Here is a 16,173-nt window from a genome sequence, read left to right as displayed (position 1 = left end):
CGGGGAGGGACACCCTCGTGAGCGGGGAGCGCGGCATGAGCAGTTCCGACGAACGCCTCGCGCTCCGCCTCGTCCGCGGCGAGGAGACGGCGCTCGGCGAGCTCTACGACCGGTTCGCGCCGCTGGTGCACGGCCTCGCGCTGCGCGTGCTCGACGACCAGGACGCCGCCGAGCAGCTCACCCGCGACGTCTTCGCCCGGGTCTGGACGGACCCGGGCCACTGGCACCCCGGGCAGGGCACCCTGCGGTCCTGGCTGGGCCGGCTCACCCACCGGCAGGCGGTGGAGCGGCTGCGCGAGGACTGCACCGACGAGCGCCGGATCGCCGCCCGGTCCGCCGCCGCCAGCGCCCACCACGCCGTCGCCTCGCTGCCCGACCCGCTGCGCGAGGCCATCGCCCCCGGCCACCACGACGGCCGCACCTACCGGGACACCGCCCGCCGGCTCGGAATCGGCGAGAGCGCCGCCAAGCACCGGATGCGGCTCGGCCTGCAGCTGGTGGCCGGCGAGCTGGCCGCCGGCCGCGACGGCGACGACACCTGTGACGACCTCCGTTCGGGCGCCCGGGGGACGGCGGGCGGCGGCACCCGCCCTGAACCCGTCCCGGCGGCGGGACGGCCGGGTCCGTGACGGCGCCCGGGCGGCACGAGACGCTGCGCTCCCTGCTGGGGGCGTGGGCGCTCGGCGCCTGCCCGCGCGAGGAGGCCGCGGAGGTCGCCCGGCACCTCGCCGACTGCCCGGAGTGCGCCGAGGAGGCGGGCCGGCTCGGCGCCGCCGCCGCCGAACTCACCCCCGACGAACCGCTCGATCTCTCCGCGACGCTCCGCCGCCAGGTGCTCGACTGGTGCCTGGGCCGGCGCCCCGCCGAGCAGCCGATACCGGCCTGGGCCGGCCCGTACGCCGCGGAGAGCGCCAAGCTCGACGCCCTGCTGCGCGACCTCGGCCCGGCCGAGTGGCAGGAGGTCGCCGAACTGCCCTGGCACGGCGGGGTGCAGCGCTGGCGGCCGGCCGAGGTGGTCTGCCACCTGACGGCGGTCGACGGCTACCTCGCCCGCACGGTGGGCCTGCCCGACCCGCTCGGCGGCGCCCGCCCGCCGGTGGTCGGCCGCCGTCCGCCGGCACCGCGGGTGCCGGAGCAGGGCGGCCCCGCCGACGTCCTCGACCGCACCCTGGCGCTGATCACCGCCGCCGGCGGGGACGACCCGGAGCAGGTGCGCCGGCGCTGGCGGCGGCAGAGCCGCGCGCTGCTGCGGGCCGCCTCGGCGGGCGGCGACGGCGGCGCCCCGGTGGACTACGGCTTCGCCGTGCTGCCGCTGCGCGACGCCTTCCTGGACCGCGCCTTCGAGTGCTGGATCCACGGCGACGACATCGCCCGCGCGGTGGACTACCCCTACCCGCCGCCCGCACCGGCGCACCTGCACCGGCTGATCGACCTCGGGGCGCGGATACTCCCCCGGCTGTTCGCCGCCCGCCGGGCGCAGCCCGTCCCGGCGGGCGTGCCGGGACGGTCGCTGCGGCTGGTGATCGACGGCCCGGCGGCGGGCGAGTGGCTGATCCCGCTGGACGGGCCGGGCGGACCCGCCGAACCGGTGGCGGAGATGGCCCTGGACGGGCTGGAGTTCTGCTACCTCGCAGCCGCACACCGCGACCCGGACCTCATCCCGGTCGGCCGGGAGGGCGACCGGGACGCGATCCGGCAGGTGCTGCACGCGCTGCCGCTGCTCTCCCGGCCCTGACGGGCGCCGGGGCCGTCCTTCGGGCCGTAAGGCGCCCGGGGACGGGGCCGGGCCGGGGGCGGGGCGGGATCAGGCGAAGACGACCGTGCGGCTGCCGTTGAGCAGCACCCGCCGCTCGCTGTGCCACTTGACCGCCCGGGCGAGTGCCTGGCACTCGACGTCCCGGCCGATCGCGACCAGCTGCTCGGGGGTCACGTCGTGGGTCACCCGGGCCACCTCCTGCTCGATGATCGGGCCCTCGTCGAGGTCGGCGGTGACGTAGTGCGCGGTGGCGCCGATCAGCTTCACCCCGCGGGTGTGCGCCTGGTGGTAGGGCTTGGCGCCCTTGAAGCTCGGCAGGAAGGAGTGGTGGATGTTGATCACCCGGCCGGAGAGCTCCTTGCAGAGGTCGTCCGAGAGCACCTGCATGTAGCGGGCGAGCACCACCAGGTCGACGTCCTCCTCGGCGACCAGGTCGAGCAGCCGGCGCTCGGCCTCGTCCTTGTTCTCGCGGGTGACCGGGACGTGGTGGAACGGGATCCCGTAGGACTCGGTGAGCTCGCGGAAGTCCGTGTGGTTGGAGACCACCGCGGCGATCTCCACCGGCAGGGCGCCGATCCGGGTGCGGAAGAGCAGGTCGTTCAGGCAGTGGCCGAACTTCGACACCATGAGCACGACACGCATCCGCTCGGTGGTCGAGTGGATGTGCCAGTCCATGTGGAAGGAGGCCCCGACGGCGGCGAAGCTGGCCCGCAGCTTCTCCGCGGTGACCTGCCCGGCGGCGGAGAAGTGCACCCGCATGAAGAACAGCCCGCTGTCGGCGTCGCCGAACTGCTGACTGTCGATGATGTTGCACCCGGTCATGAAGAGGTAGCTGGAGACCGCGTGCACGATGCCCTGCTTGTCCGGGCAGGACAGCGTGAGGACGTACTGGGCGCCGGCCTTCTGCTCTTCCACGTGCGGGTTCCTCCACTCGCTCACGACGGACGGCCAAGCGTGTCACATTCCGGACGCCCGGCGCGCCGGTGACCGGACTGCGGGACGCGCCGCGCGCCGGGCCGCCGGGTCAGGCCGCCTGCGTCATGATCCGCAGCACCTCCAGGCTGCGCGGCGGGACGTCCGGGTCCTCGCCGTCGTTGACCGCGAACAGGACGTGGGCCTCCCGGGCGGCCGTGACCGCCTCGGGCCACAGCTGGTGCCCGAGGTAGGCGGCGGCGGGGGCGTCGGCACCGACCTGGTGCAGCACCCGCAGGACCCGCAGCACCGCGGCGTCCAGGGCGACGGCCTCGGCGGCGTCCCGGACGACGGTGCCGATGTACTTCTCGGCGGACCAGCGGTCCAGCCAGCTGTCCTCGACCAGGCGGTAGACGGCGTCGGTGACGTCACCGTAGCCGTCCCGGCCGGCCAGCCAGGTGTGCTGCTGGAAGGACGGGTCGGAGAGCATGTGGAGCGCCGAGCGGATCCGGGCCCGCCAGCGCCACCAGGGCAGATCGTTGAGCGGCATGCGGCCCATCGTGCTGGAGCGGCGCCCGCCGCGAGAAGAGGTGTTGGCGGACCGATACGAAGAATCTGTGGAGTCGGACATCGTGCCTCGATCGTACGCGCCGCCGCCGACCGCGGGTCTACACGCGTCACCCCCCGGAGTTCCGCCCCCGTTGGCCCCACGTTCGCTTTTCGTCCCTCTCTGCGTGCCCGGCCAGGTCAAGGCTTGATTTCGGCCGAATCACAGAGCGGCCGTGGGTGTGTACCCGGGAGGGGAGAGTCACATGAGGCGGAACGGATCGCCCGACGACCATCGGCCCGCCGGCCGGCAGAGCACCGGCCCGGGGTGGTGCCGCCGCAGAGCGGGCGTCCTGGCCGCGGCAGCGGCCCTCGTCCCGGCGGTCTTGGCCACCTCCGCCTGCGGCGGGCCGGCCGACGCCGCCTCCGCCTCCAGCGACCTGACCGTGATGACCTGGGCGCCCTCCGGCACCGGCTCCGCCGACCGGCCGGGCATGACCGCGCTCGCCGAGGCGGTCGGCCGGGAGATCAACGCCAAGGGCGGCCTGCACGGCCGGAAGCTGCGCGTGCTGACCTGCAACGAGCACAACACCGCCGACGGGGTCACCGCCTGCGCCCGGCAGGCGATCGACGCGAAGGCCGTCGCGGTGGTCGGCTCCTACAGCCAGTACGGCAGCAGCTTCGTCTCCACGCTGGAGCAGGCCGGCATCCCCTACCTGGGCGGCTACGGCCTGTCGACGCCGGAGTTCAGCAGCCCGCTGTCCTACCCGGTGGCCGGCGGCACCCCCGCGCTGATCGCCGGCAGCGGCCGCCAGCTGGTCGAGGCGGGCTGCAAGTCGGTCGCGCTGATCCGCCCGGACACCCGGGCCGGCGACACCCTGGTCGGCTACCTGGACGCCGCGCTGCGCCCGGCCGGGATCCGGCTGACCGACGTCAAGGCGCCGGAGCGGTCCAACGACTACACGCCGATCGCCCAGAAGGCCATCGGCGACGACCGGAACGGCAACTGCGTCACGGTCGCGCTCGGCGCCGAGCCGACCTCCAACCTGCTCGACCCGTTCCGCCGGCTCGGTCCCAAGCACACCGCACTGGCCTCGGTGATCGGCAGCTTCCAGCAGTCCGTGGTGGACTCCACCGGCGGTGACGGCGGCCCGCTCGGCGGCGCCTACGCCACCGGGTGGTTCCCGCCCGAGTCCTCGCCCGTCTGGGACGCGCTGCGCGGCACCGTCCGCAGCTACGGCAGCGGCGACACCCCGATCGACGTCGCGGACCCGGGCGTGCAGACCACCTGGGTCGCCTACGAGGTGCTGCGGGCCGCGGCGACCCGGGTGGACGCCGGCAAGCCGCTCACCGCCAAGACCCTGCGCGCCGTGCTCGACAGCGGCGACCCGATCGAGACCAACGGCGCCACCCCGCCGCTCAGCTGGGGCATGACCAACATGCTCGCCAGCGCGGACTCGCCGCGGCTGGTGAACACCGCGGTCACCTTCCAGCACGTGCAGGGCGGCCGCCTGGTCGAGCAGCACAAGGGTTTCGTCGACGTCCGCTGGGTGCTCGCCGGGGGCAAGGCCCCGTCCTGACGGCGGCCGGCACCCGGGCGGACACGAGGGGCGGACGGGATCACTCCCGTCCGCCCCTCGGCGTTCCGTGGGCCCGCGGGGCCCCGGAGCTCAGAGCTCCGTCTTGTCCTTGTTCGGGAGGCCGGCCTGGCCCGCGATCGCGTTCCACAGCGAGGACGCCTTCTCCTTCGCCCCGGTCGCGGTGCCGCTGGCCTCGTTGGCCGACTTCAGGTGCGGGTTGTTCTTGATCGCCGCCGGGTCGCAGCCGGCCGCGGCGTCGCCCGCCCAGGCCGCGTACTCGGTGTCCGCGGTGGCGGAGGCCTGCCAGGCCCGCTCCAGCTGGGAGGTCAGCTCCGCGCCACCGGTGAGCTTGTCCACCTTCAGCGCGTCGAGCTTGGTCACCAGGCCCTGCCGCTGGGCGGCCGCGTCGGTCAGCGCCGTCTGCGACTCCGGCAGCTTCTCGCACTTGCCGACCGCCGCCACCGCGCCGACCACGGCCTGCCGACTGGCGCTGGCGGTGCCCAGCAGGTCGGAGAGGGCCTTCGCCTGTGTCTTGGCCTCCGGGGTCATCCCGCCGGTGCCGGTGGTGGCCGGAGCACCGCTGGACGCCTTCGCCACCGGGGTCGACCCGGTGCCGGACGGCTTGTTGTCGCCGCCGCTCATCAGCACGGCGACCAGGATGCCCGCCGCCGCGCAGCCGGCGATCACACCGCCGATGACGATCTTGTTGGACGGCCGGTTGGAGCCGGAGCCCGCCCGGCCGCCCTGGTCCCCGTAGCCGGGGGCGGCCGGCGGCGCGGCCGGGGCCGCCGCGAAGGACTGGCCGCCGAAGGTCTGCTGACCGCCGTAGCCGGGCTGCGGCACGGCCTGCGGCGCCTCCGCCGGGAAGCCGCCGCCGAAGGCCTGCTGGCCGCCGTACGACTGCTGCTGCCCGCCGAAGGCCTGCTGGCCGCCGTAGGACTGCCCGCCGTAGCCGGGCTGACCCGGCATCGCCTGACCCGGTGTCTGCGGCGCACCGCCGACCGACGGGTCTGCCGTCGGGTACGGCGGCAGGTACTGCGTCTCCGGGGCGTGCTCGACCGGGGCGGCGGGCTGGCCGACGCCGGGCGGCGGACCCCAGTACTCGGGGCCGCCCTGGCCCGGCGCCGGCGGCGCGGCCTGCGGCACCGGCTGCTGGACGGGCGGCGCCTGTTGTGCGGGCACGCCCGGCTGACCCTGCTCCCCTCCGGACTCCGGCCTGAACAGATCGTCCAGATTGAAGTCGCTGGAGGAATGGGAGTGGGAGAAGCGGCGCTGGCTCAACGCGATTCCTCACCTGTGCCGCGCGCTCGCTGACGGCGGACCACAACTGCTCGACGACCTGGGTAACGCTGCATAGCACGCCCACGCTACCCGGTCACCTGCACGGGTGACTACGCAGGGAGGGCGTTCCTCACCTGCTCCTCACGAAGCGGGGCGGTCCACCGCCCGGACGACCCCTATGCCGCCTCCCCCGCGAGCCTCGCCTGGAACTCCCGGACGACCCGGTGCTCCCGGTACGGCTCCAGCCTGCTGCGGAAGTCGTGCAGGTACTCCACCCCGCGGTTCGAACGCAGACCGCTCAGCAGCCGCACGGCCTGCGTGCCCGTCTCGCAGGCCCGCTCCACCTCGCGCTGCTGCAATTGCGCCGTCGCCAGCAGGACGAGGTCCACCGCGCGCCGGCGCACCCGGCTCACGGGGTGCAGTTCCAGCGCGGTCCGGGCGTACGCCTCCGCCTTCGCGCCCTGTTCGAGGTCCCGGTGGCAGTGCGCGAGCTCGTCGGCGAGGTAGGCCTCGTCGAAGTGGACGATCCAGTCCGGGTCGTCCGCCGGGTTGCGGTGCGTCATCGCCTCCTGTGCCTTGGCCGCCACCGCCTCGCAGGCCCGGGCGTCGCCGAGCAGCGCGTGGCCGCGGGCCTCGGCGGCGTAGAACATCGCCATCGCGGTCGGGGTGGCGACCGCGCGGGCGCCCTCCTGGGCGGCCCGGGCCAGCTGGGCGATCTCCCGCGGGTTGCCGAGGGTGGCCGCCAGGTGGCTCATCGAGGCGGCCAGCACGTAGCCGCCGTAACCGCGGTCGTCGGCCGCCTGGGCGAGCCGCAGCGCCTGGATGTAGTAGCGCTGGGCCAGCCCCGGCTGGCCGGTGTCGACCGCCATGTAGCCGGCCAGCTCGGTCAGCCGGGCGACCGCGGCGAAGAGCTGACGCCCCGTCTCGTCCCGGTAGCCGCCGGAGAGCAGGTTGGACACCACGCTGTTGAGGTAGTGCACCACGACCGGGCGGACGTGGCCGCTGCCGAAGCGGTGGTCCAGCTCGACCAACATCTGGGTGGTGGCCCGGACGGCGGCCACGTCGGTCGGGCCGACCCGGGTGGCGCCGGCCCGGGCGACCACCGGGTCCGGCGGGGTGATCAGCCAGTCCCGGCTGGGCTCCACCAGGGCGGAGGCGGCCACCGCGGCGCCGGCCAGGAAGTCCCGGCGGCCGACGTCGCTGCGCCAGAGCTCGCAGACCTGCTCCAGCGCGGCGTTCAGGTTCGGCGCGAACTGCAGGCCCACGGCGGAGCTGAGGCCCTTGCCGTCGGCCATGCCGATCTCGTCCACGGTGACGCCGCGGCCGAGCTTGCGGCCGAGCGCCTCGGCGATCACTGCGGGGGCCTGGCCGCGCGGCTGCTGTCCGCGGAGCCACCGGGCCACCGAGGTCTTGTCGTAGCGCAGGTCCAGGCCGTGCTCCGCGCCGCAGAGGTTGACCCGGCGGGCCAGACCCGCGTTCGAGCAGCCCGCTTCCTGGATCAATTGCTGCAAGCGCTCGTTGGGCTCTCGTGCGACGAGTGGTCTCGCGGCCATGGACTTCGCCTCCCCAACGCCCCCGGCCCTGACCGCGGGGCGACGATTCTGCTGCTGGTGCGTGCGCCGGCGGCGGGGGCACGACCTGCCCCCGGCCGGCAACCCGGCGACACCAGCGGAATACCCAGGGTGACGCATCCACTCCCCACGCGCCCTGCTGAATGCCCCTGTGCGCCCCCATTGCGCCCGTTACCGCCCCCGGAACGGCGGTCGACACGGCGCCCGGCTCACCGTCGAGGGTGACATCCGCGGCGGCCTGCTGACCACCCGCCGTCCGGCCGTAACCGCCTTCACGCGCGGTAGTTGAGCAGCACGTGGACAACAGCCCAGGAGCCCGCGAGCAGGGTCCGCCCCCGCTCCTCATCGAAGCCGTCAGCTACGCGGAGGACCGCCACTGGGAGGTCGTCCCCGGCACGTGGCTGATCGACGGCGACGGACCGGCGCACTGCTCGTGCGGCGACCTCCGCTGCGAGCTGCCCGGCGCGCACCCGGCGGAGGACGACTGGCGGCGCCGGGCCAGCGCGGGCCCGGGCGTCGTGCGCCGCTGGTGGACGGAGCGCCCGGAGGCGTCCGTCCTGCTGCCGACCGGCAGCTCCTTCGACGTGCTGGACGTGCCGGAGGTGGCGGGCTGCCTGGCGCTGGCCCGGATGGAGCGGATGGGGCTCCAGCTGGGCCCGGTGGTGGCCGTCCCGGCGGCGGCCGGGCGGGTCGGCCGGCGGCTGCACTTCCTGGTGCTGCCCGGGGTGGCGGCCAAGGTGCCGGAGATGCTCCGCAAGCTGGGCTGGGCGCCCGGTCGGCTGGACCTGGTGGCCCGCGGCGAGGGCGACCACGTGGTCGCGCCGCCGTCCCGGATCGGCCCCTTCGGCTTCGCCCAGTGGGCGCGCCCGCCGTCCGCGATCAACCGCTGGCTCCCGGACGCCGCCGAGCTGATCAACCCGCTCGCGTACGCCTGCGGACGGGAGGTGCTGCAGCCGCTCCCGGCGCAGCCCGGACCGGTCGCTGCGGCCGTCCGCTGAACCGGGCCTGACGGGAATTCACCCGTCCGCCGATCGCCGCCCTGCTCCTATCGGGTGAGGGCGGGAACCGCGCGACACCCTCGCGCGCATCCGGCGGGCCCCGCCCCTCACAGGGGGCGGGGCCCGCCTGACGCGTCTGTGCCCTGAGGCAGGGGTGTACCCGCTGGTCAGAACGGCAAGCCTGCTCGTTCGGGTGACAACTCTCAAGGATTGGCGGGAACTGCCGAGGGGAGAAATTCCAGCGGGAGGACGTACGGCGGCAGCACGAGAGGGGGCACGGACCCGGGGGGCCGGGAGGGGCGTTCGGTCGGGGAAGCCGGACGCGGGGACGGGGGGATCGGGGACTGCGGCACCGTCCCGGCTCGGGGTGGCCGGTACCGCGGTCGAAGGGGAGACAGGGAGGGAGCAGGGAGGGGACCGAGGGGGACGGGAGGGGCGCAGCAGGGGCCCGGTGCCGGGGAGCACCGGGCCCCTGTGCGGTGAGGAACCGCGGGCACGCCGAAGAACGGCCCGGCGTGCGGAGCACGACCGGGTCGCGGGCCCGGGGCCGGGGAGCGCGCCTCCGGAGGCGTGCGGAGGCCCCGTGGGGGCGCCTGGAGGTACCTCCCGAGTGCCCCGTGGAGACGACTCCTAGGCCTGGGCGACGAAGACGTGGGCGGCGATGTCCTTGCCGAGCTCCGCGGCTCCCTCGCCGGCGCCGACCAGGACGCCGCCGGCCGCCGGGGCGACCTGGACGGTGGCGCCGGGGCGGACACCCGCACGGCGCAGCGTGCGCATCAGCTCCTCGTCGGTCTGGATCGGCTCGCCGATCCGGCGGACGACCACGCTGGCGCTGCCGCTGCCGGCCACCGAGTCGAGGGTGAGCAGGGCCGCGTCGAAGCCCTCGCCCTCGGCCTTGGTGTCGCCGAGCTCGTCCAGGCCGGGGATCGGGTTGCCGTACGGGGACTGGGTGGGGTGGCCGAGCATGGCGAGCACCTTGCGCTCGACCGTCTCGCTCATCACGTGCTCCCAGCGACAGGCCTCCTCGTGGACCTGCTCCCACTCCAGGCCGATCACGTCGACCAGCAGGCACTCGGCGATCCGGTGCTTGCGCATGACGCGGACGGCGAGCCGGCGGCCCTCCTCCGTGAGTTCCAGGTGGCGGTCGCCCGCGACCCGCAGGAGGCCGTCGCGTTCCATCCTCCCGACGGTCTGGCTGACCGTGGGGCCGCTCTGCTCCAGGCGCTCCGCGATGCGGGCGCGCATCGGCGTGATGCCCTCCTCCTCCAGTTCGAGGATGGTGCGGAGGTACATCTCCGTGGTGTCGATCAGGCCAGACATCGCCGCTGGTCTCCGTTCTTCGGTGTCCTCACCGCCAATTCTGGCGTACCGCAGTGTCAACAGGGGCCGGTCGTGGTACATGCCCGACCCTTTTCATCGCTGTTGACAGCGGACCGCCGCAGGCAGCACCGTGCTCGCCGTATCTTCCTCCATGAGCGGTCTGGACCACCGGGCCCCGCACAGATTCGGAGATTTCGATGACCGACCTGGTCGGGCAGTACTTCGACGCCGCCGTGGCCCATCTGGAGCGGGTCCGCCGCGAGGAGGCGGCCTCGATCGCGTCGGCGGCCGGGCTGCTGGCGGACGCGGTCGCGGAGGGTCGCCGGATCTTCGCGTTCGGTGCCGGGCACTCCTCGCTGGCCGCCCAGGACGTGGTGTACCGGGCCGGCGGCCTGGTGGTGATCAACCTGCTGAACGTGCCGGGGATGACCGGGGTGAACGTGATGCCGGCGCCGCTGGGCAGTGCGCTGGAGCGGGTCTCCGGGCTGGCCACCGCGACCCTGGACCTCACCCCGGCGGCCGCCGGGGACCTGCTGTTCGTGATCTCGCTCTCCGGCCGCCAGGTGATGCCGGTCGAGCTGGCCCGGCACGCCCGCGAGCGCGGGATGAACGTGGTCGGCGTGACCTCGCTCGCCTATCCGGGCGCGGTCGGCTCCAACCACCCGTCCGGGACGTACCTCAAGGACAACTGCGACGTGGTGCTGGACAACAAGATCGCGGTCGGCGACGGGGAGCTGTCCTGCGAGGGGGCGGAGACCACCTTCGGTCCGGTCTCCACGATCGCGACCAGCGCGCTGATGCAGGCCGTGGTGGTGTCGGCGGTCGGTCTGCTGACCGAGCGGGGGATCACCCCGCCGCTCTTCCGGTCCGGCAACGTGGACGGCGGGACGGAGTGGAACGCCAAGGTCATGGCGGACAACCGGGAGCGCATCTACTACGCCTTCTGAGAGGATGTCCTGCTCGTTTGCGGGATAGTTCATGGATTGTGCCAGGTTATGACGGTTTCGCCCGTTGCTCGCTTGGCGAGGTTGGAGATCATCGCGAGGCGGATCATGCTCTCGGAGTGCTCGGGTTTGGTCTCGTAGTCGCGGGCCAGTCGGCGGTGCATCATGATCCAGCCGAAGGTTCGCTCGACCACCCACCTTCGAGGCACGACCGAGAAGCCCTTGACCTGGGCGTTTCGTGGGACGACGTCGACATCGATGCCGAGTTTCGCTCCGTGCTCGATCGCCTGGGTCTTGTAGCCGGTGTCGACCCAGGCCTTGGTGATCGTGGGATGCGACTCGGCGAGCTGGGTCAGGAGCTGCTTGCCGGCGTCGTTGTCCGAGACGCCGGCGGCGGTGACCATGACGAGCAGGAGCAGGCCGAGCGTGTCGACGACGATGCTGCGCTTGCGGCCGACGATCCTCTTGCCGGCATCGATGCCCTGAGTTTCGATCGGCACGCTGGGTGCGGTCTTGACGCTCTGGGCGTCGATCACGCAGGCGGTCGGTTCGGGGTCCCGGCCTTCCTTCTCACGGACCAGGCGGTGCAGTCGGATGCCGAGCTTCTCGATCGTGCCGTCGGCGGTCCAGGCGCTGAAGTGCGAGAACACGGTGGTGTGGGGCGGGAAGTCGTGCGGCAGGTAGCGCCAGGCGATCCCGGTGCGGTTCACGTACAGGATCGCGTTCATGACCTCGCGAAGATCGGCAATCTTGCCGCCGAGCCCCAGCGAGGTCTTCTGGCGTTCGGCCCGCCAGGCGGTCAGCACCGGCTCCACCAGGGCCCAGCGGGCATCGGACAGGTCACTCGGATAGGCTCTGCGCTGCGGCTGGATCGTCATAACTCCACTGCTGCATAAGGGAGTTAGGTTCGACCATCACTCGTCCGAGTGAACCATTGCCGACTATTCGGGAGGTCTTCGAACCGGACAGGAGCTTTCGGGTTGAAACGGGACGAACCGCAGCGGCACCGGCACTCGAGCGGCGGCGGCATTGCCGACAAAAGGCTCATTAGTGGAGTCTTCAGGCGCGCGGCAAATCATCTCAAACCTGCACATCGGCGACGCGAACATCCTCTGACTGGGCGTTTCGTCCCTGGTTTCGGGGGTCAGGTTCCGCGCCAGGTTGGGGTGGATTCGCTGGTGAGGCGGCGGGTCATGAGGCCGATCATCGCGACGTGGACCATGGCTTCGGAGCGGGCCGGGAGGGCTTCGTAGTCGCGGGCGAGGCGCCGGTGGTTCATCAGCCAGCCGAAAGTGCGCTCGACGACCCAGCGGCGGGGCTGGACGACGAACCCCCTAGTGGCGGGGGCGCGGCGGACGATCTCGAGGTCGATGCCCAGGGTGGCGGCGTGTTCGACGACGGCGTTCTTGTAGCCCATGTCGGCCCAGGCCTTGCCGATGGTCGGGTGGTCGGCTGCGACCGCGGTCAGCAGTTGTCGGCCGGCGGTGCCGTCCTGGACGCTCGCGGCGGTGACCAGCACCACGAGCAGCAGGCCGATCGTGTCGGTGACGATGTTGCGTTTCCTTCCGACGATCCGCTTCCCGACATCGGCGCCCTGGGTGGCGGCGGGGACGTTCGTGGAGGTCTTCACGCTCTGCGAGTCGATGATGCAGGCCGTCGGCTCGGGATTGCGCCCCTCGCGGGTGCGGACGAGGCGGCGTAACAGGCCGTTGAGCTGCTCGAACACCCTCTCCTTCTGCCATCGGGCGAAGTAGGCGTAGACGGTTTCCCAGGGTGGGTAGTCGTGCGGGAGGTAGCGCCAGGGGATGCCGGTGCGGTCGACGTAGAGGATCGCGTCGAGGAGGTCGCGCAGGTCGTGTTCGGGCGGCCGGCCGAAGGCAAGGGCTCGTGCGGTGCGTGCCTGGCGCCAGGCGGTCAGGGTCGGCTCGATCAGTGCCCAGCGGGCGTCGGACAGGTCGCTCGGATACGGTCGACGATCCGTCATGATGACGGCATACTGCGGGATCACCGCCTTGGCCATGGACCTCGCATCTGCGCGGACAGATGCCATCGAGGCCGGCCTTTTGGAATGAGACAGGACGCAGTGCGCATCTCTGGCGGGCTTTCGTGGGCAGGTGCCACGCCGGTCACTTCTGCCTCGGGAGTCGCGCCAATGGCTCCGGCCGGACGGCTCGAAAAACCGCATCAACCAGCGCTTTCATGGATGAAACGCCCAGTGACGTCCCGTCGACCCCCGCCGGGCCGGGTACGGGAGCGAGCCCGGGCCGGTCCCGGTACGGCTTCTGTCCGAACTGTGCCTGTCCGTCCGGGACGGTCCGCACCCATACTGGCCGTTCCCCAGGCGTACCGCGTCGGCGGGCGGGGCAGAACAGCTGCTGCTGGGGGCTGCTGGGGTTCGAGCGACGGCGGGGGGCCGACATGACGACTGGGCCGGCACGTTCGATCGGCTGGGTGCGCGAGGAGGACCTGCTGCCCGAGCTCTTCTGGGCCGCCGACTCCTCCTCGCAGCAGGGGCAGCGGCGGGCCGTCCTGCTCGCCCGGTGGGAGCTGGTGCTGCTGGTCGGCGCCGCCGCGGCCGGCTCGGCCGACGGCACCGGCTGGGCCTGGGTCGCCGCCGTCGCGTACCTGTGCACCGTGCTGATGGCCGCGCTGGTCAGCGTGCAGAACCCGCAGGGCCTCTGGTACGAGGCCCGGGCGGTCGCCGAGTCGGTGAAGACGCTGTCCTGGAAGTACGCCGTCCGCGCCGACTCCTACCGCCCGCCGCCGAAGAAGCTGCCGGACGCAGAACGGCTGTACGCGATCCAGCTGGACGGCATCCTCGGCGAGTTCGAGACCGACCGGGTGATCCCGCAGATGGCCCGGGTCCGGGCGGAGCTGGAGGGCTGGCGGGGGCCGGCCCGGCATCCGCAGATCACCGAGAGGATGGAGCAGCTGCGCGGGCAGCCGCTCACCGTGCGCCGGGACATCTACCTGCGCGAGCGGGTGCACGCCCAGCGCACCTGGTACCAGAACAAGGCGCGGCAGTGCGCCAACGCGGGCCGGCGGGCCGGACGGCTGGGGATCGCCCTGCCGCTGCTCGGCCTGGTGCTGGCGGTGCTGCGGGCGCTCGGCTGGTTCAGCTACGACGCGCTGGGCACGGTCTCCGCGGTGGCCGCCTCGGTGGCCGCCTGGGCCCAGCTGCGGCAGTACCGCCCTCAGGCGGCCGCCTATGCGCTGGCCGCCTCCGAACTCGTCCTGGTGGAGCGCCAGCTGGACCAGCTCCGGCCGGACTCCGAGGACGCCGAGGAGACCTGGGCCCGGCTCGCCCGGGACGCCGAGGACGCCATCTCGCGGGAGCACACCACCTGGCAGGCCCGCCGCGAGGTGCGCAGCCTGGACGTGCCCAACTGACCTGGAGGAACTGCGTGGTACGACGACTGGTCGAGGCCGCGGGGGGGCGGAGGCTGGCGGTCGAGACCACCGGTGATCCGTACGGGAAGCCGGTGTTCCTGCTGCACGGCACGCCCGGCAGCAGGGTGGGGCCGGTGCCGCGCAGCAGCGTGCTGGCGCGGCTCGGGATGCGGTTGATCTCCTTCGACCGGCCCGGCTACGGCGAATCCACCCGGCGGCAGGGCCGGCTGGTGGCCGCGGCGGCCGAGGACGTGGTGGCGATCGCGGACGCCCTGGGGCTGGACGGCTTCGCGGTGCTCGGCCGGTCGGGCGGCGGTCCGCACGCGCTGGCCTGCGCGGCACTGCTGCCGGATCGGGTGGCCCGGGTGGCGGCCCTGGTGAGCCTGGCGCCGCGGCACGCCGAGGGGCTGGACTGGTACGGCGGGATGACGGCGTCCAACGTGCGGGAGTACACGGACGTCGAGCGCGGCGAGGAGCACTTCGCCGACACCTTCCGCTTCCGGTCCGGGCTGATCCGGGACGACCCGCACGCGTTGATCAACGATCTGGTGCCGGAGCTGCCGCCGACCGACCGGGCGCTGGTCTCCGACGCGGGCATCCGGCGGATGCTGCTGGCCACGTACCAGGAGGCGTTCCGGCACGGTGCGGACGGCTGGATCGACGACGTGCTGGCGTTCACCACCCCGTGGGGCTTCGAGGTCTCGTCGATCCGGGTGCCGACCCGGCTCTGGCACGGCGCGGACGACCAGTTCTCGCCGGTGGACCACTCGCGGTGGCTGGCCGACCAGATCCCGGGGGCCGACCTCTACCTGGAGCCGGGGGCGGCGCACTTCGGTGCGCTCAAGGTCATGACCGAGGCGTTGCAGTGGGCGGCGGCGGGCTGACCCGGGTCGGCGGTTCCGCCCCGGCCAGCACGGCGAGCACGTTGTCCACGGCCAGGTCGCCCATGGCCCGGCGGGTCCGGACGGTGGCGCTGCCGAGGTGCGGGGCGAGCACGGCGCGCTCCTGGGCGAGCAGCGCCGCGGGGACGGCCGGCTCGTGCTCGAAGTTGTCGACGGCGGCGGCGAACAGGTGACCGGAGGCGAGGGCGGCGGCCACCGCCTCCTCGTCGACCACGCCCGCGGTCATGCTGACCAGGACGGCTCCGGCGGGCATCCGTGCGATCCGCTCGGCGTCGATCAGGTGGCGGGTGGCGGCGGACAGCGGGGCGGTCACCACCAGGACGGGGGAGCTCGCCAGCAGGTCGTCGAGCGGCAGGTGGCGGGCGCCCTGTTCGAGGTCGGCGGGGAGCCGGTTGCGGTTGTGGTAGCCGACCGGCATGCCGAAGCCGGCGGCCCGGCGGGCGACGGCCTGCCCGATCCGGCCCATGCCGAGGATGCCGAGCGGGGTGCCGGAGAGCTCGACGCCGAGCAGGAAGGTCGGCGCCCAGGCCCAGGGCCGGCCGGAGCGCAGCAGCCGCTCGCCCTCGCCGAGCCGCCGGGTGGCGGCGAGCAGCAGGGCCCAGGCCATGTCGGCGGTGGACTCGGTCAGCACGCCGGGGGTGTGGGAGACGGCGACGCCGCGCGCCGCACAGGCGGCGTGGTCGATGTTGTGGGTGCCGACCGCATGGTTCGCCACCAGCCGCAGGCCGGGGCCGGCCGCGTCGAGGAGTTCGGTGTCGACGGCGTCGTCGAGGGTGGTGAGCAGCGCGGTGCAGCCGGCCGCGGCGGCGAGCAGGTCGGCACGGGGCAGCGGCTCCTCGCTGTCGTGGTGCCGCAGCTCGCAGGCGGTGGCGAGGCGGTCCACCACCCCGGGCGCGAGCCGGCGGGTGACCAGGACGGCGGGCCGGGGCGGGTGCTCGTTCACCCGCCGCACGCTACACCCCGGCCGGGCCGG

Annotated in this window: 15 protein-coding genes; 7 read left to right on the top strand and 8 right to left on the bottom strand. The window is 73.6% G+C overall.

The features are described from left to right. Positions 1-35 precede the first annotated feature (35 nt). On the top strand, positions 36-629 hold the full coding sequence (locus tag IE98_RS0114600) for a sigma factor (protein ID WP_063748922.1): 594 nt from the start codon (positions 36-38) through the stop codon (positions 627-629). Next, complete coding sequence (locus IE98_RS0114595; RefSeq protein WP_030268929.1) at positions 626-1,735, top strand: maleylpyruvate isomerase N-terminal domain-containing protein; 1,110 nt, start codon at positions 626-628, stop codon at positions 1,733-1,735. Before IE98_RS0114600 ends, IE98_RS0114595 begins: the two co-directional genes overlap by 4 nt. A gap of 69 nt (positions 1,736-1,804) precedes the next feature. Here IE98_RS0114595 and purU read toward each other — a convergent pair whose 3' ends face one another. Together purU and IE98_RS0114585 are read right to left on the bottom strand one after the other, a co-directional pair. After that, positions 1,805-2,671, bottom strand: coding sequence for a formyltetrahydrofolate deformylase (purU, locus tag IE98_RS0114590; protein WP_030268928.1), 867 nt, complete (start codon positions 2,669-2,671; stop codon positions 1,805-1,807). A gap of 109 nt (positions 2,672-2,780) precedes the next feature. Beyond that, a complete protein-coding gene (locus IE98_RS0114585; RefSeq protein WP_234443539.1) occupies positions 2,781-3,218 on the bottom strand; it encodes an SCO4402 family protein in 438 nt (145 codons plus the stop codon). A 262-nt stretch (positions 3,219-3,480) separates the two neighbouring features. Here IE98_RS0114585 and IE98_RS0114580 point away from each other — a divergent pair, with 262 nt between their 5' ends. Continuing rightward, positions 3,481-4,794 (top strand): ABC transporter substrate-binding protein, encoded by a 1,314-nt coding sequence (locus IE98_RS0114580; protein WP_078661018.1) that lies wholly within the window; start codon positions 3,481-3,483, stop codon positions 4,792-4,794. A 90-nt stretch (positions 4,795-4,884) separates the two neighbouring features. Here IE98_RS0114580 and IE98_RS44590 read toward each other — a convergent pair whose 3' ends face one another. Both IE98_RS44590 and IE98_RS0114570 read right to left on the bottom strand, forming a co-directional pair. After that, entirely contained in the window at positions 4,885-5,976 is a 1,092-nt protein-coding gene (locus tag IE98_RS44590; protein ID WP_052390514.1) for a hypothetical protein, read from the bottom strand. 275 nt (positions 5,977-6,251) lie between these two features. Then, the gene (locus tag IE98_RS0114570) at positions 6,252-7,628 is read right to left on the bottom strand and encodes a hypothetical protein (RefSeq protein WP_030268921.1); all 1,377 of its coding nucleotides are present in this window, start codon (positions 7,626-7,628) and stop codon (positions 6,252-6,254) included. Between the two features lie 314 nt (positions 7,629-7,942). Between IE98_RS0114570 and IE98_RS0114565 the strand changes: the two genes are divergently transcribed. Beyond that, a complete protein-coding gene (locus tag IE98_RS0114565; RefSeq protein ID WP_030268919.1) occupies positions 7,943-8,644 on the top strand; it encodes a bifunctional DNA primase/polymerase in 702 nt (233 codons plus the stop codon). A gap of 630 nt (positions 8,645-9,274) precedes the next feature. On the opposite strand, the gene IE98_RS0114560 is transcribed toward IE98_RS0114565, so the two are convergent. Beyond that, positions 9,275-9,964 carry a metal-dependent transcriptional regulator gene (locus IE98_RS0114560; protein ID WP_030268918.1) on the bottom strand — a complete coding sequence of 230 codons (690 nt, stop codon included), beginning with the start codon at positions 9,962-9,964 and terminating at the stop codon, positions 9,275-9,277. Positions 9,965-10,155: 191 nt separating this feature from the next. Between IE98_RS0114560 and IE98_RS0114555 the strand changes: the two genes are divergently transcribed. Next, the gene (locus tag IE98_RS0114555; RefSeq protein ID WP_043174155.1) at positions 10,156-10,911 is read left to right on the top strand and encodes a sugar isomerase domain-containing protein; all 756 of its coding nucleotides are present in this window, start codon (positions 10,156-10,158) and stop codon (positions 10,909-10,911) included. Between the two features lie 29 nt (positions 10,912-10,940). On the opposite strand, the gene IE98_RS0114550 is transcribed toward IE98_RS0114555, so the two are convergent. Further along, on the bottom strand, positions 10,941-11,786 hold the full coding sequence (locus IE98_RS0114550) for an IS5 family transposase (protein ID WP_030268914.1): 846 nt from the start codon (positions 11,784-11,786) through the stop codon (positions 10,941-10,943). Between the two features lie 266 nt (positions 11,787-12,052). After that, positions 12,053-12,892, bottom strand: coding sequence for an IS5 family transposase (locus IE98_RS0114545; protein WP_030268913.1), 840 nt, complete (start codon positions 12,890-12,892; stop codon positions 12,053-12,055). Between the two features lie 434 nt (positions 12,893-13,326). Here IE98_RS0114545 and IE98_RS0114540 point away from each other — a divergent pair, with 434 nt between their 5' ends. Then, entirely contained in the window at positions 13,327-14,298 is a 972-nt protein-coding gene (locus IE98_RS0114540; RefSeq protein ID WP_159400914.1) for a DUF4231 domain-containing protein, read from the top strand. A 14-nt stretch (positions 14,299-14,312) separates the two neighbouring features. Further along, complete coding sequence (locus tag IE98_RS0114535; protein WP_043174152.1) at positions 14,313-15,182, top strand: alpha/beta fold hydrolase; 870 nt, start codon at positions 14,313-14,315, stop codon at positions 15,180-15,182. On the opposite strand, the gene IE98_RS0114530 is transcribed toward IE98_RS0114535, so the two are convergent. Beyond that, positions 15,145-16,143 carry a 2-hydroxyacid dehydrogenase gene (locus IE98_RS0114530; protein ID WP_030268907.1) on the bottom strand — a complete coding sequence of 333 codons (999 nt, stop codon included), beginning with the start codon at positions 16,141-16,143 and terminating at the stop codon, positions 15,145-15,147. The two genes, IE98_RS0114535 and IE98_RS0114530, sit on opposite strands and share 38 nt — an antisense overlap. Between the last annotated feature and the right edge of the window lie 30 nt (positions 16,144-16,173).

Source organism: Streptomyces sp. NRRL B-24484, from assembly GCF_000717715.1.
GTDB lineage: Bacteria > Actinomycetota > Actinomycetes > Streptomycetales > Streptomycetaceae > Kitasatospora.
The sequence above is the reverse complement of the archived record's forward strand: the minus strand, read 5'-3'. Positions and strand labels throughout refer to the sequence as shown.